Raw genomic sequence first — 18815 nt, 5'->3', positions numbered from 1 at the left:
TTGTCGTCCGGGCGGCCTGAAAACCGGTCCCTTGAGCGGGGAGATGGGAGGCGGACTGTGTCACGTTAGTTGACGCGCGTCAAATTTGACAGTCGCAACGCGTGATGCGGGCAGTCTGAGGTCGGTGGCGGAAAATGGTAGGCCCGGCAGGATTCGAACCTGCAACCAAAGCGTTATGAGCGCTCTGCTCTAACCGTTGAGCTACAGGCCCGCCACAGGTTGGTTAGGAAATCGCGGGCAGGAGGTCAAGCGGTGATCGTGTCGGATCAGGTGCGTCGACATTTGTCTGTGCGGCGGTGCGGCAGCGCAGATGGTCGAGAAACCCATCAATCACAACTTCGTGGCGCCGGTCCAGCGCGTGGCGCGAGGGGTAGACCGCAAAGATATCCTTGTTCGGCGCGGTGTAGCCCGGCAGGATTTGCTCAAACTCGCCTGCGCTCAGCGCCTCTTCGACCAGCAGTCGCGGGGCGCGGGTATAGCCTGATCCCTTGCTGACCGCGCGCATGATCAGATCCGTATCATCGGCGGTGAAACCAACCCGGATCGGGGCCTGATGCACGGCGCCATCACGGGTCAGGGGAAAATACCCCATCGTGTGGTCTTCGTGGTGCTGAATATACTTCAGCCGCTGCATATCCTGCGGGCAGCTGGGACGGCCAACCCGATCCAGATAGGCGGGCGTTGCAAACAGCACCGTCTCCAGTTCCGCGATCTTGCGCCCGACACCATCCGTATCGCCAAGTGATCCCGTACGGATGGCGAGATCGTAGTTCTCGCGCACCACATCCACCAGACGGTCCTCAATCCGCATCACGATATTGAGATCCGGATAAGGCGTGTCGAGATCCATCAGCATCGGACCCAGCACGGCCTGTGCCATGAATCGGCTTGTGCTCACCTTGAACCGTCCCGAGATCTGATCGCTCTGGGCGTCCAGCTCAGCCGTGAGCTGGTCATAACCACCGAGAAGGTTTTGCGCATGGGCATAGACCAACTCCCCGGCGCGGGTGGCCCGCACGCCACGCGGTGTGCGCAGCATCAGCGCGTGCCCCAGCAACGTTTCAAGCGATTTGATCTGCTGGCTGGCGGCTGATTGGGTCAACCCCCGGCGCTGCGCTGCGCGGTTGATGCTGCCTTCGTCCAGCGCAATGGCAAAGGTTTCCAGAAGCGTCAGACGGTCCATGGTCAGGATCCTTATAAGCACGGCTAATATCTCATATCGCGCGTGCATGCCTGTTGCCAGAGACATTCACGCGCTAGGTTCTGTATCACGCTATATTTGCTGAACTGGATACCGGAGTTTCTTATGACGCTTTCTCGCAGACATCTTCTTGGGGCCCTTGCCGCCGCCCCGGTTGCAACCCTCGCCAGTCCTTCCCTGCTACGGGCCGCCAGCCATAGTGCGGCTGAAAGTGCGACGCCTGACCTGCCGGTGGCCTATCACAGTTTTCAGATCGGCTCGGCCCGGGTGACAGCGCTGCTGGACGGGCATTTTCTGCTGAACACCAGCCAGATCAACGGGTTTGATCAGGCTGAGGCAGACACGGTTCTGGACGGAACATTCTATCGTATCAAGGACGATCAGATGTCACTGCCGGTGAACGGCTATCTGGTGGAGCAGGGCGAGGCTGTGACCCTGATCGATGCAGGCACCGCCGATCTCTTCGGGCCGATCCTGGGCGGTTTGGAGGCGGCCTTGCGTGCGGCTGGCCGCACACCGGAAGAGATCACCAGCGTGGTCGTCACTCACCTGCACCCGGATCATATCGGCGGCCTGCTCAAGAGCGATGGTACCGCGCGTTTCCCCAATGCGGAGATTGTCGTAGGGCAGGGCGAGTATGATTTCTGGCATAATGACGCGGTCTATGCGGGGGTCCCGCAGGACTCGCGCGGCTTCTTTGATATCGCACGAGGGGCGGTTGCGCTCTATCAGGATCGCCTGAAAATGTTCGAGGGCGAAGCAGATGTGATGAGCGGGCTGCGCTCCGTGCCGCTGCCGGGCCATACGCCGGGGCACTGTGGGTTCCTGCTTGAGACCGGCGCGGCTCCGCTGCTGATCTGGGGGGATCTGATCCACAGCACAGCGCTGCAATTTGCGCGTCCCGATTGGACGCTGGCCTTTGATATGGATCCGGAGCAGACCGTGAAGAGCCGTACCATGATGCTGGACCGTGCCGCCAGTGAAGGTCTGCTGGTCACCGGCATGCATCTTGATTTTCCCGGTCTCGGCCGGGTGGAGCGGGATGGCGATGCCTATGGCTTCGATCAGGCACCCTGGCAGTTCTCACTGTGATTGCGTCGAATTCCGGGCTCTGAACACGCCCGGATCCAGCGGTCGCATCCCGGTCTCCGGGGTGCGGCAGATTCCTTTGTTTCTTTCTGTCGTGCCTTGCGCTAAAGGCTGCGCAACGTCTTTGAAGGAGCACTGAGATGACCAGCGGCAAGAACGGTTTGACCTACGCGGATGCGGGGGTGGATATTGATGCAGGCAACGCTTTGGTGGACCGCATCAAACCCGCCGCGAAACGGACCAACCGCTCTGGTGTGATGAGTGGCCTTGGAGGCTTTGGCGCGCTGTTCGATCTGAAGGACGCAGGCTACAGCGACCCTATTCTGGTGGGGGCTACCGATGGCGTCGGTACCAAGCTGCGCATTGCCATCGACACCGGCGTCGTGGACGGCGTGGGCATCGATCTGGTTGCGATGTGTGTTAACGATCTGGTCTGCCAGGGCGCTGAGCCGCTGTTCTTCCTCGATTATTTCGCCACTGGCAAACTGGAAACCGAAACCGCCGCCCGCATCATCGAGGGCATTGCCGAGGGCTGTGTGCGCTCTGGCTGCGCCCTCATCGGCGGCGAGACGGCTGAGATGCCGGGAATGTACCCCAAGGGGGATTTCGACCTCGCGGGCTTTGCTGTGGGCGCGATGGAGCGTGGCACCGCGCTGCCTGCAGATGTGCAGGAAGGGGACGTGCTGCTGGGCCTCGCCTCTGATGGCGTGCACTCCAACGGCTATTCGCTGGTGCGCAAATTGGTGGAGGTCTCCGGCCTAGGCTGGGATGCAGATTGCCCGTTCGGCGAGGGCACCCTGGGTGAGGCGCTGCTGACGCCAACCCGTCTTTATGTCAAACAATGCCTTGCAGCCGTGCGGGCTGGGGGCGTGCATGCGCTGGCCCATATCACTGGCGGCGGTCTGACCGAGAACCTGCCGCGGGTTCTGCCCGAGGAATTGGGCGCGGACATCGATCTGAACGCCTGGGAGCTGCCGCCCGTCTTCAAATGGATGGCTGAAACCGGCGGTATCGCCGAGGCGGAAATGCTGAAGACCTTCAACTGCGGCATCGGCATGATCCTGTCCGTTTCTGCAGAGCGCGCAGATGAGCTGGTTCAGGTGCTGGAAGCCGAGGGCGAAACAGTCTCGCGTCTGGGCACCGTGACTGCTGGTGCGGGTATGCGCTACTCGGGCAAGCTGCTGTGAGCCAAAAGCGCGTCGCGATCCTGATTTCGGGCGGCGGCTCCAATATGGTGTCGCTGGTCGAAAGCATGACGGGTGACCACCCGGCGCGGCCCTGTCTGGTGTTATCAAACATCGCCAGCGCAGGTGGCCTGACAAAGGCTGCCGCCGCAGGCATTCCAACCGCCGTGGTGGACCACAAACCCTATGGCAAGGATCGCGCGGCCTTTGAGACCGAACTGGTTAAGCCGATCCTTGAGGCTGGCGCGGATATCGTTTGCCTCGCCGGGTTTATGCGGGTTCTGACAGATGGGTTTGTGTCGCAGTTTCAGGGGCGGATGCTGAACATCCACCCCTCACTGCTGCCGAAATACACGGGTCTCCACACCCACGCGCGGGCACTGGAGGCGGGCGACAGCCAGCATGGCTGCACGGTGCACGAGGTGACGGCCGTGCTCGACGATGGACCAATTCTGGGGCAGGCGCGGGTCGACGTCGATGCCGGAGATACCCCCGAAACGCTAGCAGCTAAGGTGTTGGTGGAAGAGCATAAACTCTATCCCGCAGTGCTGCGCCGATATGCGGCAGGCGATAAAACACCGGTCTATCTGCCCTGAGGTGCGGCGAGGGAAACCCTTTCGCGTTTCTGCCCATCCCTCCAAGAAATACCCTAGGTCGCGATCTTTAGTGGGTGCTGCGTGAGCTTGCGCTATTGCCATGCCACTCCGTCAGCGGGGCCTTTGATCCGGGGGCCGTTAGGGCGGGCAGGCCGAGCAGAACAGTCAGGACAGCAGCGACCAGAATGGGTGTCGCCACTCCGCGTCCTGCGGAGGGCGAGCAGAGCGTTGGGCTGAGATCAAGCGTGGTCATGTCAGTGTCTCCTGTGAAGCTATGACACCAACTTAGGGCTGTCTTTGACATTCTTAAAATGAATGTTTGACCTGAATATATTCACGGAAATTGATATTATACGACAGCATTGCGCCCTGAGGACCACGGCGCAGCCGATTTCCTCTGACACCGCCCGCACATGTTTGCAATGAGCGGGACAAGCGCGTATCACAGCGCAACAATTCAGATAACCAAAAAGCCGTAATTGATGAAAACTCTGACCTCTACCGAAGACCTGCAGGCCTTTTGCGAAGCTGCGGCGCAGCATGATTATGTCACGGTGGATACCGAGTTTCTGCGAGAACGGACATATTATTCCAAGCTATGCCTGGTGCAGCTTGCCTATCCCGGGGCCGGGGATGAGAACGCGGTTCTGGTGGACCCTCTTGTCGACGGGCTGTCGCTGGAACCGCTATATGATCTGTTTCGCAATGAGACCGTGGTTAAGGTCTTTCATGCCGCCCGTCAGGATCTGGAGATTTTTTGGGTTGATGCACAGGTCTTCCCGAAACCGCTGTTTGACACGCAGGTTGCGGCCATGGTCTGCGGCTTTGGTGAACAGGTCGGCTACGAGACTTTGGTGCGCAAGATCGTCAAACAGGGGTTGGACAAGACGTCACGCTTCACCGACTGGTCACGTCGCCCGCTGAGCGACGCACAGAAAACCTATGCGCTGGCGGACGTGACCCATCTGCGCCAGATCTATGAATATCTTGCCGCTGAGCTGAAGCGCACCGGTCGCGCCCGTTGGGTCGAGGAAGAGCTGCAGGTGCTGACGGATCCGGCGACCTATGATGTCGACCCTCAGGAGGCCTGGCGGCGGGTGAAAACCCGCACCAACTCTGGTAAGTTTCTGGCCGTTGTGCGCGAATTGGCGGCGTTCCGCGAAACCTACGCCAAGACCAACAATGTGCCACGCAACCGGGTCTTCAAGGATGATGCGCTGGTTGAACTGGCCTCGACCAAGCCCAAGAACGCTTCGGATCTCGGGAATTCGCGGCTGCTGCTACGCGAAGCCCGCAAGGGCGCCATCGCCGAAGGGATCCTTCAGGCTGTGGCCAGGGGCGTGGATTGCCCGGCAGGATCGCAGCCGCAGCCGGATCGTAGCCGTGAAAAGCTGCAGGTGAACCCGGCGCTGGCCGATTTGCTGCGGGTGCTGTTGAAGGCCAAGACGGAAGCCTCCGGCGTCGCTGCGAAGCTGATTGCGCCCAGTTCGGATCTGGACGCGATTGCCGCGGGTCAGCGGAATGTTCCCGCGCTCAAAGGCTGGCGTCTTGAGGTCTTCGGCGCCGATGCGCTGCGTCTGTGCAATGGTGAGATCGCTCTGGCGGCAAAGGGACAGGACGTGAAGGTTGTCACGCTCTGATTGACGGCGGGTCCGTGTCCGCGCTGCAAAAACGCCAGATTGCACAAATGACAAAAGGCGCCGGATCCGGCGCCTTTTTCTATTCAGTTAGTGGACTTGGTTTTGCGGTCAAAACCGCGCGGATGAGCGCAATCAGCGACGGCTTTCGCGGGCGTTTTGGGCGGCAACAATGCGAATGCTGCGCACGCTGGCCAGCTGCTGCTGGCTGAGGCTCACTGCCGCGCGCAAGGTCCGTGTCCGCTCACTGCCGAGGGCCGTGCGGGTTTCCGGGTAAATAGCGCGGAAGGTGAAATCGAGTGTCGCATCACGGGTGCGGGCGTCGCGATCAGCCTCATCAAGACGCAGCTCGACCCCATAGGCGCCCTGACGTGCGGCAATGCCGGTGGCGTAGACAATGGCGCCCGTTGGCGTACGTTCGACCCGCATATCTGTGACGCTCTGCACCAGCACGGTTTCGTCGACCGCATCGGGGCGGGCAAAGACGCTGACGCGGTTCTGGACCGGGATCAGCGGGTTGACCGGCTCACCGGTGGTCTCAACCACTTCAACCTCATCGGAGCCGCCAAACCAGTTCAACGGGTTTACCCGCGAGTCGCGAAACCCGCAGCCAGTCAGTGCCACGGCCCCCACCAGAAGGAGTGCGAGAGATCTTTGCATGATGGTCCACCCGTTCGATATGTCCTCGCATGTGGTTACCCGATTGCAAGCCACTTGAAAAGCAGTTGAAAAGCCATTGTTTGCGGCGTAGGTCCAGCTGTGACGCCGGGCAGAAACCAAATGAGGAAAAACCGTCATGGCCAGTGCCGCCTTTGAAGAGATCGTCGAGGATTTCGAGTTTCTCGAAGATTGGGAAGATCGCTACCGCCATGTCATCGAGCAGGGCAAGGCGATGGATCCGCTGGATGATGCCTTGAAGGTGCCTGCAACAAAGGTGGACGGCTGTGCCAGTCAGGTCTGGCTGCATCCCACCATTGAGAATGGCGTCTTTCACTTCGATGGTGAGAGTGACGCTATGATTGTGCGGGGCCTGATCGCGGTCCTGCGCGCGCTCTACAATGGTCTGACGGTGGGTGAGGTGCTGGCGGTGGACGCGCGGGGAGAGCTGACGCGGTTGGGGCTCAACGATCACCTGTCTGCGCAGCGCTCCAACGGGCTGACCGCCATGGTACAGCGCATTCGCGAAACCGCGGCAGCGGCTGCTGCGTGATCTAACCTGATGTCAGGCCGGCCCCACCTCGGCGGCCCGGGCTCTTGTCCGCATATGCCCTATGAACTCGCGCAGCAGGGGCACCCGGCGGGGGCGAAAACTCTCGCCGGTGTTCCGGTATCCGTCGATCCGTGTGACGTGAAAGCTGCGGAAATCCTTCCGTTTACAGCACCAGGCCAGCAGCATCACGCTGCGGTCGTGGTATGACAGGGCCAGGGGGTAGATGCGGCGCTCCGTTCGGGTATCCTTCAGGTCACGGTAACCGATGTCCAGAGCCTCTTCCGCCCACATCGCCTCGCGCAGCAGAGTCATGTCGATGGTCGGCGTCGCAGGCCTGTAGAAGCGATGGACCAGATTGACTGCATGCATCGCCTGTCGTTGCTGGCGTTCCGGTAGCGTGGCGAGGATCTTCACCAGCGCATCATTGGCGGCCTGCGCCAGATCGGCATCGCCGCTCTGGTTTACATCCGCCAGCCCCAGTGTCAGGGCCTCCAGCTCAATCTGGGTGAATGTCTGCGGCGGCAGGGCAGGGTCTTCGATCATTGTATACCCCAGACCCGCCTCGCCCTCGATCCGCGCACCGGCTGCGCGCAGGCTGTCGATGTCGCGGTAGATAGTCCGCTCCGAAACCTCCATCGCCGTGGCAAGCCGCGCGGCGGTGACAGGCGGGCGCAATCCTCGAATGAGGTGGAGCAATCGGAAGAGGCGATCTGTTTTTGACATGAGGATTCATACCCGCAACATCCTGACAGGAATTGGCAGGAGGGTAGCGGCATATCCTCTCCACCAGCAATTCAAAAGTAGAAAGGTCATTGATATGCCAACCCTTTATCACTCTCCCAATAGCCGCTCCTCTCGCGTTATTGCCCAGCTGATGCTGATGGGAAAACTGGACGAAGTAGATGTCGTAATCGTCGACGTGCAGCGCCATGATGGCAGCGGCGGTGCCGATCCACGCAACCCTCACCCGGAGGGGAAGGTGCCATATCTGGTCACAGATCAGGGGCAGGGCATCCGCGAAAGTGCTGCGATCATGATGTATCTGGATGAGCTGTTTGGCCAGCCCCTGAGCCCGGCGATTGGTGCCCCGGACCGCGGCGCCTACCTCAGCTGGATGGCCTATTCTGGCGGCGTGCTGGATCCGGTTCTGGTGGCTGCGTTTTCAGGATTGGAGCATCCGGCCCTTGCCGGAGCTTATCGTGGCATGAGCGAGGTCTGTACAGCGCTGGAAATTGCGCTGAGCGAAGGGGATTTCCTTCTTGGTGCATCACTCAGTGTCGCGGATATCCTGTTGGCGTCGCCTTTCCAGTGGGCGCCGCATCTGATGCCCGACAGTGCAATCATCAAATCCTGGGTGGAACGTGTGGGCCGTCGTCTGGACGGTGAGGCGATCGGCGCGTTTGAAGCACAGGCGCTCAGCACGCTGAAGACGTTGGAAGACGCCTGAGCCCTATGAATGACAGGTCGCGCGCGGGGATCAGTCCCGTGCGCCGCCGCCCCAGCGCAACATGGCGCTCTGCAGATCGCCATAGCCGGTATGGCGATGCTCAAACGCCAGCCCCATGCGGTCGGCGCAGTCTCGCGCCTTGGTCAGCAGGGCAGGATCATTGATCTGTGACTGGTAAACCAGTTTGGTGTAATTCCCGAACACCATGTCGCGCAGCTCCGGGTGCTTATCCAGTCCCATCGGGCGCCAGACAAAGGCATCGAACTGCTTCACCAGAAAATCGGTAAGATAAAAGGCGGTGATTTCGCCCTCATCAGCATGGCGGGCGAAGGTCTCGTTGCCTTCGAAAAACGAATAGCAATGGGGGCCCGCGACCATCTCAACGCCGAGCTCGGCACATTTGCGCTCCAGAATGCCACCTGTCCCGCAGTCCGCATAAACCACATGGATGGTGTCATAGGTTGCGGAATGTTTGGCCACCGCGCACTCAACGGCCTCGGTGATCTGCTCAGGATAGAGATGCAGCTTGGCTGGCAGGCAGGTCAGATCAATGTGATCCAGCCCATTGACGTCCTTGATCGCCAGAATCTCACGGGCCAGCGCGCCACAGGCAATCAGCAGGATACGGCCGGTCTTTTTTTCCGGGGCAGCCAGACCCCGTTCGGTGAGGGATGTTTCCTCAAGCGAGCGCCCCGTGGGCGGTTGGAACGCCGCCCGCTCAGTCAGGCGGGCGGCGCGTCCTTTGCGTGCCAAATCAGGCGCTCATCTGGTTGTGCTTGCGCGCAACGAAGTCCTTGGCCATTTCCACCGCCACAGCGGCGTCGCGGCAATAGCCGTCGGCGCCGATTGCTTTGCCAAACTCTTCGTTCAGCGGCGCGCCGCCGACCAGAACGATGTAATCATCTCGTTTGCCCTGCTCGATCATCGTGTCGATCACGACCTTCATATAGGGCATCGTGGTTGTCAGCAGGGCCGACATGCCGAGGATATCCGGCTGATGCTCTTCCAGAGCTTCCAGATAATTTTCCACGGGGTTGTTGATGCCGATGTCGACGACCTCAAAACCGGCGCCTTCCATCATCATGGAGACAAGGTTCTTGCCGATGTCGTGGATGTCACCTTTCACGGTGCCGATGACCATGGAGCCCATGCGCGGTGCGCCGGTTTCTGCTAGCAGCGGTTTCAGGATGGCCATGCCGCCCTTCATTGCGTTGGCCGCCAACAGAACTTCCGGAACAAACAGAATGCCGTCACGGAAATCGGCGCCTACGATTGTCATGCCGCCGACCAGTGCTTCGGTCAGGACCTTATACGGTGCCCAGCCGCGTTCCAGCAGGATGTTTACGCTTTCTTCGATTTCTTCCTTGAGGCCATCATAAAGGTCATCGAACATCTGCTGCACGAGGTCTTCGTCATTGAGATCTGCCAGGATGATGTCATCTGCGTCTTCCGACATGGGTGTATTCCTTGACTGGGCGGGGTGACCCCGGTTTGGCCTTGTTTCAATTGTATTGGTCCAGATTGCCCCTAGGAGACTGCATTGTTTGCGACATTGCCTTGGCCCGAACCGACGTATAGGTCCAAAAGTAGCGGAATAATAATGAAGATTTCGCATGGAAATCTTCGGTTTCTTGCGTTTGTTCTTTATTTGTTCCTGTGGTTGCGGCAGAATGAGCCATGACCGAGATTTTGCCGTCCCCGCCACAACGTCGCAAAGCGCGCGCCAGCCTCAGCAATGCGGCAGGGCGTTTTGATATGACACGCGATGCCATCGACGACGGCTGGGGCGACCTGCGGGATTCGGTGTCGGATCATGATGGCGTTGACCTGCCCCGGATAAAAACCGACATTCGCCACGAGGTGGCCCGGTCGTTGATTTCCTACAATAAATCGCCTGACCTGCCGTTTGACCGTTCCATCAATACCTATCGTGGCTGTGAACATGGCTGCATTTATTGTTTCGCCCGGCCCAGCCATGCCTATCTGGGTCTGTCACCGGGGCTGGATTTTGAGACCCGGCTGATCGCGCGCCCCAATGCGGCCGAGGTGTTGCGCCGCGAACTGTCGCAGCCGCGATACAAGGTGGCGCCCATCGCCATCGGGACCAATACCGATCCATACCAGCCCTGCGAGCGTGATCTCGGGCTGACCCGCGCCTGTCTGGAGGTGCTGGATCAGTTCTCCCATCCGGTCGCCATCGTCACCAAAGGCACGCTGATTGAGCGGGATCTGGATATTCTGTCGGCCATGGCGGCGCGGGGGCTGGTGCGGGTCGGGATCTCAGTCACCACGCTGGATCCCGACCTGTCACGCCGGATGGAACCACGCGCGCCGTCGCCCGCGCGGCGGCTCGCCACCATTCGACGCCTATCGGATGCTGATGTGCCAGTGCGGATCATGACTTCGCCTATTGTACCCGGATTGACCGATCATGAGCTGGAGGCGTTGCTGGCGGCTGGCGTTGAGGCGGGCGCGGATGCTGCCAGCTGGATCATGTTGCGACTGCCGCGTGAGGTGTCGGCGCTCTGGCAGGAGTGGCTGGCTGAACATGTGCCGCTGCGCGCCGAAAAGGTGATGGCGCGGCTGCGCGAAATGCACGGCGGGCGGGATTATGACCCGCGTTGGGGGCACCGCATGCGCGGCGAAGGACCATATGCGGAGGTCATCGCCAACCGGTTCAAGACAGCGTGCAAGCGGCTGGGTTTGCTGCAGAAGTCAGCGGATTTGCGCTGTGATCTCTTTGCAAAACCGGCACAGGCCGGGGATCAGCTCGCGCTGTTCTGATACGCGGTGCTGGCAGTCCGCTCTATGGCCGAAGCGACGATCTCATCGCTTCGGCTTGGGGCTATGTCCATGATCAGCCGCGACGGCGACCGCGACGGCTGCGCCGCTCAGGGGCTGTGTCCTCACCGGTGCCGTCACTGTCGGAGGTGAAGGGACCAAGCACCTCAACGATCCGCTCCAGTGTTGGCTGCTCGCCCCGGGGGCGGGTATCCAGCGCCTCGCGCATGGCGCGCAGGTGATCCGGCATGGTGCCACAGCAGCCACCAATGATTTTGGCGCCGCAATCTCTTGCCATGGCTGCATATTCCCCCATCAGGGTTGGCGTGCCGTCATAGTGGATATGACCATCGACATATTTCGGGATCCCGGCATTGCCCTTGGAAATGATCGGGCGGGTCGTGCCCTGGGCGGCGAACCCAAGTACCGTGCGCAGAATGTCGGACGCCCCGGTGCCGCAATTGGCACCAAAGGCCAGAGGCGCTGGGTCGAACTCCTCGACCAGCTGCGCCATATCGGCGGAGGTGACCCCCATCATGGTGCGCCCGGCGGTGTCAAAACTCATGGTGCCGCACCAGGGCATATCCGCCAGTTTGAACGCTTCAGCGGCGGCGCGGTACTCTTCCGGGGCGGAGATCGTCTCCAGCCACAACACGTCGACGCCGCCCTCTTTCAGCGCCTCGGCCTGCTCATGGAACATTTCCACGGCGAGCGCGTGGCTCAGTTCACCCACCGGCTGCATGATTTCGCCAGTCGGTCCGACTGATCCGGCCACGGCGATCTTGCGCTCAGAGCGATCCGCGACGTTGCGGCCCAACTCGGCCCCCGCGACGTTCAGCTCCCGGACCCGGCGGTGGGCGTCGTGCAGCTTCAGCCGCGCGGCGGTCCCGCCAAAGGTATTGGTCAGGAACAGATCGCTGCCCGCATCGACCGCCCCCTGATAGAGCGCGGTGATTTTCTTGGGTTCATCCACATTCCACAGCTCCGGCGCATCACCGGACTGGAGGCCCATGTTGAACAGGTTGGTGCCGGTGGCCCCATCCGCAAGCAGGGCGTCTTTGGTCTCCAGCAGGGTGGTGAAAGTGTTTGTCATGGGATGTTCCTGTGGGGGTGATATTCTGTGTTTGCGCTAAGACCTGCCTGTTGCGGCGGGGCGGATCAGCGATCAGTAATGGCCCGGTCTGTCATGCGCGGCGGGTGAGGGCAATTTCATTTTCTTCATCTTCATTATGAGGCGGATCACCGTGATGCAGAGGCCTGTCGTCATCGCTTCCGTCTTGTCGCTGATCAGTAGCGGCCCTGCGTCGTTTACGTGCCGCTGCGGCGCGCCGCTCAAACGTCCGCCACAGGCTCTCCTCGGTAACGCTTACTGAATTGGCACCGCTCTGCGTGACGCTTCCCGGTGACGCGGAATTTGCCCCGTCGGTGGCTGGATTGTCGTCCGCAAGGCTGCTTTCTGCTGATGTCGACCAATGCGGCAGCGGCGCCGGGTGATGCACCAGCCGCAGCAGCTCTCCCAGGGCAATGGTCAAATGCAGAATGGAGGGTGCGGCGACATACCGGTCTTCCCACATTGGGGCGAAACAGGTTTTGAAACGGCGCAAACCAGGGTCAAGACGTTTGGCGAAGCGGTGGTCGGGCACGGCCGCCAGCGACAGGCGCGGGACCTGAAGCGCGGCGGCTTCGGCGATCGCGGCGCGGATCAGGGCATGGCCGGTACCATCCGGGGCCTCCGGCAGCAAGCGCACCAGATCAAGGCACCATTCATGTGCGATGGCATGGAAGCTGACAAATCCGACCATGCGCTCCCGATGCCAGGCGATGAAAACCTGCTGTTGAGCCAGATATTCCGCCTGAAATCGCCCCATTGTCGTGCCCTTGGCCCCACCATGCGCCGCCTGCCAAGCCGAGTCGATCTGAGCCATCTGTTCAATCGGCAATTCCGGCGCTGCGGGCAGGACACAGATCTCAGCTTTCTCGGCCTGCCGCAGTTTGCGGCGGAGCTGTCGGCGGCTGGAGCCGCTCTCGCTGAATTTTACGGGGTGCAGCACTGCCTCTTGTGCGATCCGCAGCACCCGCCAGCGCGCACGACGGCAGACGGCTGCATCGCGGGCGGTGCATTTATAAAGGCAAGCCACAGCGTTGCGAAGTCTGGCATGCTGGCGCAGCCCCGGCAGCACCTCCGCCAAATGACCGCTCACCACGCCAAAGAGCGCAATTGAGGCCTGGGGACTGTCCACCAGCGCCACCTGATTAAGGCCGAAGGCATGGATATGCCCGCCGTTCTGCCGGATCACGGCGGCTTCCGCGATGGGTCGGTTATGCGGCAGATGTGAGGCCGGTCGCATGGCACTGCCACTCAGCGCCTGCGGATCATCAGCGCGGGAGGCTGTATTGGTGGCGTTCAGCGCCAGACGTGTCAGCGCGGGCCAACACAGGCACAGGCCGGCCAGCACCGCCGGAAGAAGGTAGTAAACCAGCCGGAAGGCAAGGATTGCAGCAATGATCTCCGCCGTGGCATGTGTGGGCAGCATTGCACAGAGCGCCAGCTCAAACGCACCGGCCCCGCCGGGGGCGGAGGACAGGATAGCCACGCCAAGTGCCAGGAAATAGGCAGGCAGCAGTACCGCGAGCGACAGGTCGACGCCCGCGGGCAGCAATAGCCACAGGGCGCTGCCGGCGGCGACCACGTCAATCATCGCCCAAAACCCCAGCGCAGCAATGGCCGTCAGCGAGGGCCAGCGCAGGGTCATCCGACCGAGCCGCACCACTGGCACACCCACCATGACTGTGATCATCGCACATGTGCCCAGAAGGATGGCAGAGCCCAGCCAGGGGCTGGAGACAGGCGGCGGGCTGAGCAGCAGGGCTGCGCCACAGATCCCGGCCAGGGCTATCAGAAACGTGATGGCGACCATGCCGGTGAGCTGGGCGGCTCGCAAGGGCCGCAGCCCCTTCATCATGCGCCAGCGCGCGAAGGCACCAGTAATCAGTCCAAATCCCAGGGTCTGGGAAACCGCGATGGCGACAATGCCGGCGCGACGGGCCTGAGGCCCGTCCAGTCCGGTCCCAAGATGGCGATGCGCAACGCTGTCATAGCGCCCCAGCGCCCAGAAACTGACCCCCGTGGCAACGAGGGCACCTGCCCATTGCCAGCCAGCAAGGCTGCCCAGAATACTGCGCAGCTGTGCCAGATCAGGCAGCGTAACATGTGTCTGCAACAGCGCCAGACAGCCGAGCATAACCGCCACGGGCAGCAGCAGACGCGCGGCGCGCGTGGCGGCCCGCGTCAGGGCACGGGCGGCAAAAGACGGGCGTCTGGGCATTCGGATCCTTGTTGCAAACAGCTTGTCGCGGTCTGCGGATCCTACGCTCGAGGCATTGTCACAGGGTTAATGGCTGCGGCATCTCGGCAGCCGACCCGTGAAGATGCCGCAAAATCAGCCGTTGTCGCTCAGGACCTGCGCCTTGGCGTCCGGCAGCAGGGCGGCTCGCTTTTCACGCACCTCATCCGCGCTGGCGCGCCCTTGCAGATCGCCGCTGACCTTACGCAGCACATCTTCGAACCCGGCTTCCTCAAAATCGGATTTGATGACTTCCAGCGCATAGGCTTCGGCATCAGCGCCGGTTTTGCCCATCAGACCTGCCGCCCAAAGCCCCAGCAGCTTGTTACAGCGCGCCTGCGCCTTGAACTGCATTTCCTCATCATGAGCATATTTTGCCTCAAACGCGTGCTCGCGGTCGTCGAATGTGGTCATGGGGCCCCCTCTGGTGTGACAATGGTTATATCTCAATATGATATGTGAACGCAGGGCCAACCTCGCAAGTGCTGTACGCGGGTTTGTCGGCCCGTCGCTGTGATCGCTTTGCCTGCAGGTGGGATCCTGTCGGCACAATAGTTTACCGCCCATTGCCCAGACCTTAGCCCGACCTTGCACTGACCGTGGTTCTACCTCGGTATTTCCAGCTTAGCACAGACGCGGACCCAGCCAAGGAGCGGCGGGCAGGGACCAAGCTTGCGGCAGCGCCCCCCTTGCCTTATGAGGGCGGCAGTTCCCGGGCATGAGATTCCCGCTTTTTTCCCGAAAGGCTCCGCATGGCACGTCGCAAAAAGATCTACGAAGGCAAGGCGAAGACACTTTATGAAGGTCCCGAACCGGGCACCATCGTTCAGTACTTCAAGGACGACGCCACCGCTTTCAATGCTGAAAAGCGTGATGTGATCGAAGGCAAGGGCGTCCTCAACAACCTGCTGAGTGAGTTCTTTATGCAGGGCTTGGGGCAGATCGGCGTGCCGACCCATTTCCTGAAGCGGCTCAATATGCGCGAACAGCTGGTCCGCAGCTGTGAGATCATTCCGCTGGAGGTGATCGTACGCAACTATGCCGCCGGGTCGATCTCCAAACGCCTTGGCATCGAAGAAGGCACGCAACTGCCGCGCCCGATTGTGGAATATTGCTACAAGGATGATGCGCTTGGCGATCCGTTGGTCACTGAGGAGCATATCGCGGCCTTTGGCTGGGCCAGTCAGCAGGATATGGATGATATCCTCAGCCTCGCACTTCGGGTGAACGACTTCCTGTCCGGTGTGATGCTGGCCGTCGGAATCAAGCTGGTGGACTTCAAGATCGAAATAGGTCGCATCTATGATGGCGATTTCCAACGTCTTGTGGTCGCTGATGAGATCAGCCCAGACAGCTGCCGCCTGTGGGATCTCAAAACCGGTCAGAAGCTCGACAAGGATGTCTTCCGGCGCGACCTTGGCAACCTGACCGACGCCTACACCGAAGTGGCGCGGCGTCTGGGCGTGATGCCGAACAACCCACCCGCGGGCGGCAAGCCGACGCTGGTGAACTGATCTGATCCATAGATCCCGTCCTGACAAGAGGGGCGGGATTTTGACTATCTAAAGAAGAGGCCCCTAATCCGGGCTTTGCCATCGAAACCTGAGGGAAAATGCGATGAAGGCACGCGTGCATGTAATGCTGAAAAACGGGGTTCTGGATCCGCAAGGCGAGGCTGTGCGCCACGCGCTTGGCGCCATGGGCTTTGACAAGGTGGACGGCGTGCGTCAGGGCAAGGTGATCGACCTCGATCTGGCCGATGATGCCACCGAGGCCGATGTCACCGCGATGTGCGAAAAACTGCTGGCCAACACTGTCATCGAATCCTACAGCATCGAGATGCAGGGATGAAGGCGGCTGTTGTAGTCTTCCCCGGCTCCAACTGTGACCGCGATCTGGCGGTGGCGTTTGAGCAAGCGGGCTGTGAGGTTTCCATGGTCTGGCACAAGGATAGCGCGCTGCCTGAGGGCATCGATATCGTTGGCGTGCCGGGTGGGTTTTCCTATGGCGATTATCTGCGCTGCGGGGCCATCGCGGCCCAGTCGCCGATCTGTCAGGCGGTTGTCGATCATGCCAACCGTGGCGGCTATGCCATTGGCGTGTGCAACGGCTTTCAGATTCTGACCGAAACCGGTGTCCTGCCGGGGGCGCTGCTACGTAACGCCGGTTTGAAATACATCTGTCGCACCGTGGATCTGGAAATCGCCACCGCCGACAGTGTCTTTACCGAAGCCTATAGTGCGGGTGATGTGATCGGCGTTCCGATCGCGCATCACGACGGAAATTACTACGCTGATGCCGAGACTGTGGCTGCGCTGCAGGATCAGGATCGCGTTGCGTTCCGCTATGTCGACAATCCCAACGGGTCAGTCGCCGATATCGCAGGCATCCTGTCCGAAAATCGTCGGGTTCTGGGGATGATGCCACACCCCGAACGGGCGGCGGATGCTGGTCATGGCGGCACCGATGGGGCGGCAGTGTTCCGCGCATTGGCTGGGCTTGTCACTGCGGCGTGACTTGTTAAGCCGCGCCGGCTTGCGTTAGGTTTTGCCTATGACTGCCGCGCGTGACGCAACAATATCTTCTGAAAAACCGCGCTCCCGCACGACATCGTGGCGGGTGCGTCTTGCGTTGCTGGTACTGATGGCGGTCGCTGCGGTGACCGTCTGGGTCACCAATCGGGCGCTGACTGATCGGTTCACCGAAAGCACCCGGAACCGGGCTGAGCTGCGTCTGGCGCTCTACTCCGGCAACCTGGTGAGTGAGCTGGGCCGACATGCCATCGTGCCACAGCTCCTGGCGCGGGATCAGGCGCTGATCTCTGCGCTGCAGTCCAACGACTTCTCGCTCTCCACCCAGCGATTGATCTCGTTTGTTGAAGAAATCGGCGCCGCCTCCATCATGCTGATGGCGCAGGATGGGCGCACCGTGGCAGCGACGGACCGCAACCGACTGGGTGAAACCCACCGCAATGCGGCCTATTTTGTCGACGCCCTGCGCTCCAAAACCACGGTGTTCTCGGCCATCCGTAGCGAGGTCGGCAGCTATCGTTTCACCTATTCGCGCCGCATTGTCGACACCTCCGGTATCCTCGGCGTGATCGTGGTGGAGGTCGATCTGCAGAAATTCGAGCGCGCCTGGGCGGGCATTTCCGATGCGGTGATGGTCAGCGATAGCACCGGTACAATCATTCTGGCGACAGAGTCGCGCTGGCGCGGCCTGTCGGAGGCGGATGCGCTGCAATTGCAGACCCCGGAGGGGGCCATTCAGCGCGCGATCCGTGCCACCACCGATTGGACCGCCCTGCCTGCGGATGCTTACCTGCAGGGCGAGGCGGTGATGCGTCTGGAGTCGCGGATCCCGTTTCAGGGCTGGCGGCTCACGTCCTTCACCACCTATGCGTCGATCCGGGAGCGCGTGAATACGGTATTGGCGTTGGAAATCATGGGATTCGCCATCCTGCTGGCGCTGGCCTTCTATGCGCTGAGCCGCCGCACCGCGCTGCGCATGGCGTTGTTCCAGCGGGAGTCGGCAGAGCTTCGCGTATTGAACGCACGGCTCCAGCGGGAAATTGCCGAACGCGAACGCATGCAAGAGACGCTTGCGGTCGCCGAACAGAGCCTCGCACAGAGCTCAAAACTGGCCGCCCTCGGCGAGATGTCAGCCGCCGTCAGCCACGAGTTGAACCAGCCGCTGGCGGCGATGAAAACCTATCTTGCCGGCGCGCGTCTGCTGCTCAATCGCAACCGTCCCGAAGAGGCGCTGGCCTCCTTTGGTCGGATTGATGATCTGATTGAGCGCATGGGCGCCATCACCCGCCAGCTGAAATCCTACGCGCGCAAGGGCGGCGATGCGTTTAGCCCGGTAAATATGGGCGATGCGCTCGCCTCATCGCTGTCGATGATGGAGCCGCAACTGCGCCAGCGGCATGTCAAAATCGCCCGTATCCTGCCCGAACAACCGGTCTATGTGATGGGGGATCGGATGCGAATTGAACAGGTTATGGTGAACCTGCTGCGGAACGCGCTAGATGCTACAAAGTCAGTTGCAGATCCAGAGGTCGAAATCCTGCTTGCCGCAGGGGAGACCGCCACCCTGTCGGTGCGCGACAATGGGATGGGGATCAAGGATTTCGGCAGCCTGTTTGAACCCTTCTACACCACCAAGCAGCCGGGGGACGGGGTTGGGTTGGGGCTTGCCATCTCCTCCGGTATCGTGAACGACCTAGGCGGTCGGCTGACTGCCCGCAACGGACAGAACGGTGGCGCCGTATTTGAAATGCAATTGCCGATCCTTGTGGACGGCATCGAGGCCGCAGAATAGCGC

General features: G+C 61.0%; 20 protein-coding genes and 1 tRNA gene. 11 read left to right on the top strand and 10 right to left on the bottom strand.

Features of this window, described 5'->3' with window-relative positions; all coding sequences use genetic code 11:
- Positions 1-135: 135 nt before the first annotated feature.
- Positions 136-211, bottom strand: a tRNA-Ile gene (locus tag INHI_RS0109225).
- A 12-nt stretch (positions 212-223) separates the two neighbouring features.
- Positions 224-1183, bottom strand: coding sequence for a LysR family transcriptional regulator (locus INHI_RS0109220; RefSeq protein ID WP_027247468.1), 960 nt, complete (start codon positions 1181-1183; stop codon positions 224-226).
- A 123-nt stretch (positions 1184-1306) separates the two neighbouring features.
- Between INHI_RS0109220 and INHI_RS0109215 the strand changes: the two genes are divergently transcribed.
- The 3 genes from INHI_RS0109215 to purN all read left to right on the top strand — a co-directional run bounded on the left by INHI_RS0109215 (position 1307) and on the right by purN (position 4070).
- Complete coding sequence (locus INHI_RS0109215) at positions 1307-2293, top strand: MBL fold metallo-hydrolase (RefSeq protein ID WP_027247467.1); 987 nt, start codon at positions 1307-1309, stop codon at positions 2291-2293.
- 137 nt (positions 2294-2430) lie between these two features.
- Positions 2431-3477: a phosphoribosylformylglycinamidine cyclo-ligase gene (gene purM, locus INHI_RS0109210; RefSeq protein ID WP_014879818.1), complete on the top strand. Its 1047-nt coding sequence runs from the start codon at positions 2431-2433 to the stop codon at positions 3475-3477.
- On the top strand, positions 3474-4070 hold the full coding sequence (purN, locus tag INHI_RS0109205; protein ID WP_014874448.1) for a phosphoribosylglycinamide formyltransferase: 597 nt from the start codon (positions 3474-3476) through the stop codon (positions 4068-4070). The genes purM and purN overlap by 4 nt, the downstream gene beginning before the upstream one ends.
- Before the next feature lie 67 nt (positions 4071-4137).
- On the opposite strand, the gene INHI_RS21065 is transcribed toward purN, so the two are convergent.
- Entirely contained in the window at positions 4138-4323 is a 186-nt protein-coding gene (locus tag INHI_RS21065) for a hypothetical protein (protein WP_155805586.1), read from the bottom strand.
- Between the two features lie 229 nt (positions 4324-4552).
- On the opposite strand from INHI_RS21065, the gene rnd reads away from it, so the two are divergent.
- Positions 4553-5710, top strand: coding sequence for a ribonuclease D (gene rnd, locus INHI_RS0109200; protein WP_027247466.1), 1158 nt, complete (start codon positions 4553-4555; stop codon positions 5708-5710).
- A gap of 132 nt (positions 5711-5842) precedes the next feature.
- Here the strand turns inward: rnd and INHI_RS0109195 are convergent, their stop codons facing one another.
- Complete coding sequence (locus tag INHI_RS0109195) at positions 5843-6367, bottom strand: hypothetical protein (RefSeq protein WP_014879821.1); 525 nt, start codon at positions 6365-6367, stop codon at positions 5843-5845.
- A gap of 136 nt (positions 6368-6503) precedes the next feature.
- Between INHI_RS0109195 and INHI_RS0109190 the strand changes: the two genes are divergently transcribed.
- Positions 6504-6917: a SufE family protein gene (locus INHI_RS0109190; protein ID WP_014874451.1), complete on the top strand. Its 414-nt coding sequence runs from the start codon at positions 6504-6506 to the stop codon at positions 6915-6917.
- A gap of 12 nt (positions 6918-6929) precedes the next feature.
- On the opposite strand, the gene INHI_RS0109185 is transcribed toward INHI_RS0109190, so the two are convergent.
- On the bottom strand, positions 6930-7640 hold the full coding sequence (locus tag INHI_RS0109185) for a helix-turn-helix transcriptional regulator (protein WP_027247465.1): 711 nt from the start codon (positions 7638-7640) through the stop codon (positions 6930-6932).
- A gap of 94 nt (positions 7641-7734) precedes the next feature.
- On the opposite strand from INHI_RS0109185, the gene INHI_RS0109180 reads away from it, so the two are divergent.
- Positions 7735-8364 carry a glutathione S-transferase family protein gene (locus INHI_RS0109180; RefSeq protein ID WP_027247464.1) on the top strand — a complete coding sequence of 210 codons (630 nt, stop codon included), beginning with the start codon at positions 7735-7737 and terminating at the stop codon, positions 8362-8364.
- Between the two features lie 30 nt (positions 8365-8394).
- Here the strand turns inward: INHI_RS0109180 and INHI_RS0109175 are convergent, their stop codons facing one another.
- The gene (locus tag INHI_RS0109175) at positions 8395-9117 is read right to left on the bottom strand and encodes a DUF1638 domain-containing protein (RefSeq protein WP_027247463.1); all 723 of its coding nucleotides are present in this window, start codon (positions 9115-9117) and stop codon (positions 8395-8397) included.
- 1 nt (position 9118) lies between these two features.
- A complete protein-coding gene (locus INHI_RS0109170; protein WP_014879825.1) occupies positions 9119-9820 on the bottom strand; it encodes a corrinoid protein in 702 nt (233 codons plus the stop codon).
- A 221-nt stretch (positions 9821-10041) separates the two neighbouring features.
- Here INHI_RS0109170 and INHI_RS0109165 point away from each other — a divergent pair, with 221 nt between their 5' ends.
- Positions 10042-11148, top strand: coding sequence for a PA0069 family radical SAM protein (locus INHI_RS0109165; RefSeq protein ID WP_027247462.1), 1107 nt, complete (start codon positions 10042-10044; stop codon positions 11146-11148).
- Positions 11149-11221: 73 nt separating this feature from the next.
- Here the strand turns inward: INHI_RS0109165 and bmt are convergent, their stop codons facing one another.
- The 3 genes from bmt to INHI_RS0109150 all read right to left on the bottom strand — a co-directional run bounded on the left by bmt (position 11222) and on the right by INHI_RS0109150 (position 14903).
- Complete coding sequence (bmt, locus tag INHI_RS0109160) at positions 11222-12238, bottom strand: betaine--homocysteine S-methyltransferase (RefSeq protein ID WP_027247461.1); 1017 nt, start codon at positions 12236-12238, stop codon at positions 11222-11224.
- A 91-nt stretch (positions 12239-12329) separates the two neighbouring features.
- Complete coding sequence (locus INHI_RS0109155) at positions 12330-14471, bottom strand: phosphatidylglycerol lysyltransferase domain-containing protein (protein ID WP_027247460.1); 2142 nt, start codon at positions 14469-14471, stop codon at positions 12330-12332.
- Between the two features lie 114 nt (positions 14472-14585).
- Positions 14586-14903, bottom strand: a complete 318-nt coding sequence (locus tag INHI_RS0109150; protein ID WP_014874459.1) for a DUF1476 domain-containing protein — start codon at positions 14901-14903, stop codon at positions 14586-14588.
- 338 nt (positions 14904-15241) lie between these two features.
- Between INHI_RS0109150 and purC the strand changes: the two genes are divergently transcribed.
- From purC to INHI_RS0109130, 4 genes are all read left to right on the top strand, one after another.
- A complete protein-coding gene (gene purC, locus INHI_RS0109145) occupies positions 15242-16003 on the top strand; it encodes a phosphoribosylaminoimidazolesuccinocarboxamide synthase (RefSeq protein ID WP_014874460.1) in 762 nt (253 codons plus the stop codon).
- Positions 16004-16106: 103 nt separating this feature from the next.
- The gene (gene purS / locus INHI_RS0109140) at positions 16107-16340 is read left to right on the top strand and encodes a phosphoribosylformylglycinamidine synthase subunit PurS (RefSeq protein ID WP_014874461.1); all 234 of its coding nucleotides are present in this window, start codon (positions 16107-16109) and stop codon (positions 16338-16340) included.
- On the top strand, positions 16337-17005 hold the full coding sequence (gene purQ / locus INHI_RS0109135; protein WP_027247459.1) for a phosphoribosylformylglycinamidine synthase subunit PurQ: 669 nt from the start codon (positions 16337-16339) through the stop codon (positions 17003-17005). The genes purS and purQ overlap by 4 nt, the downstream gene beginning before the upstream one ends.
- Positions 17006-17042: 37 nt before the next feature.
- Entirely contained in the window at positions 17043-18812 is a 1770-nt protein-coding gene (locus INHI_RS0109130; protein WP_014874463.1) for an ATP-binding protein, read from the top strand.
- Positions 18813-18815 lie beyond the last annotated feature (3 nt).

The organism is Phaeobacter inhibens DSM 16374 (genome assembly GCF_000473105.1).
GTDB lineage: Bacteria > Pseudomonadota > Alphaproteobacteria > Rhodobacterales > Rhodobacteraceae > Phaeobacter > Phaeobacter inhibens.
This window is presented reverse-complemented; position numbering and strand designations above follow the sequence as displayed.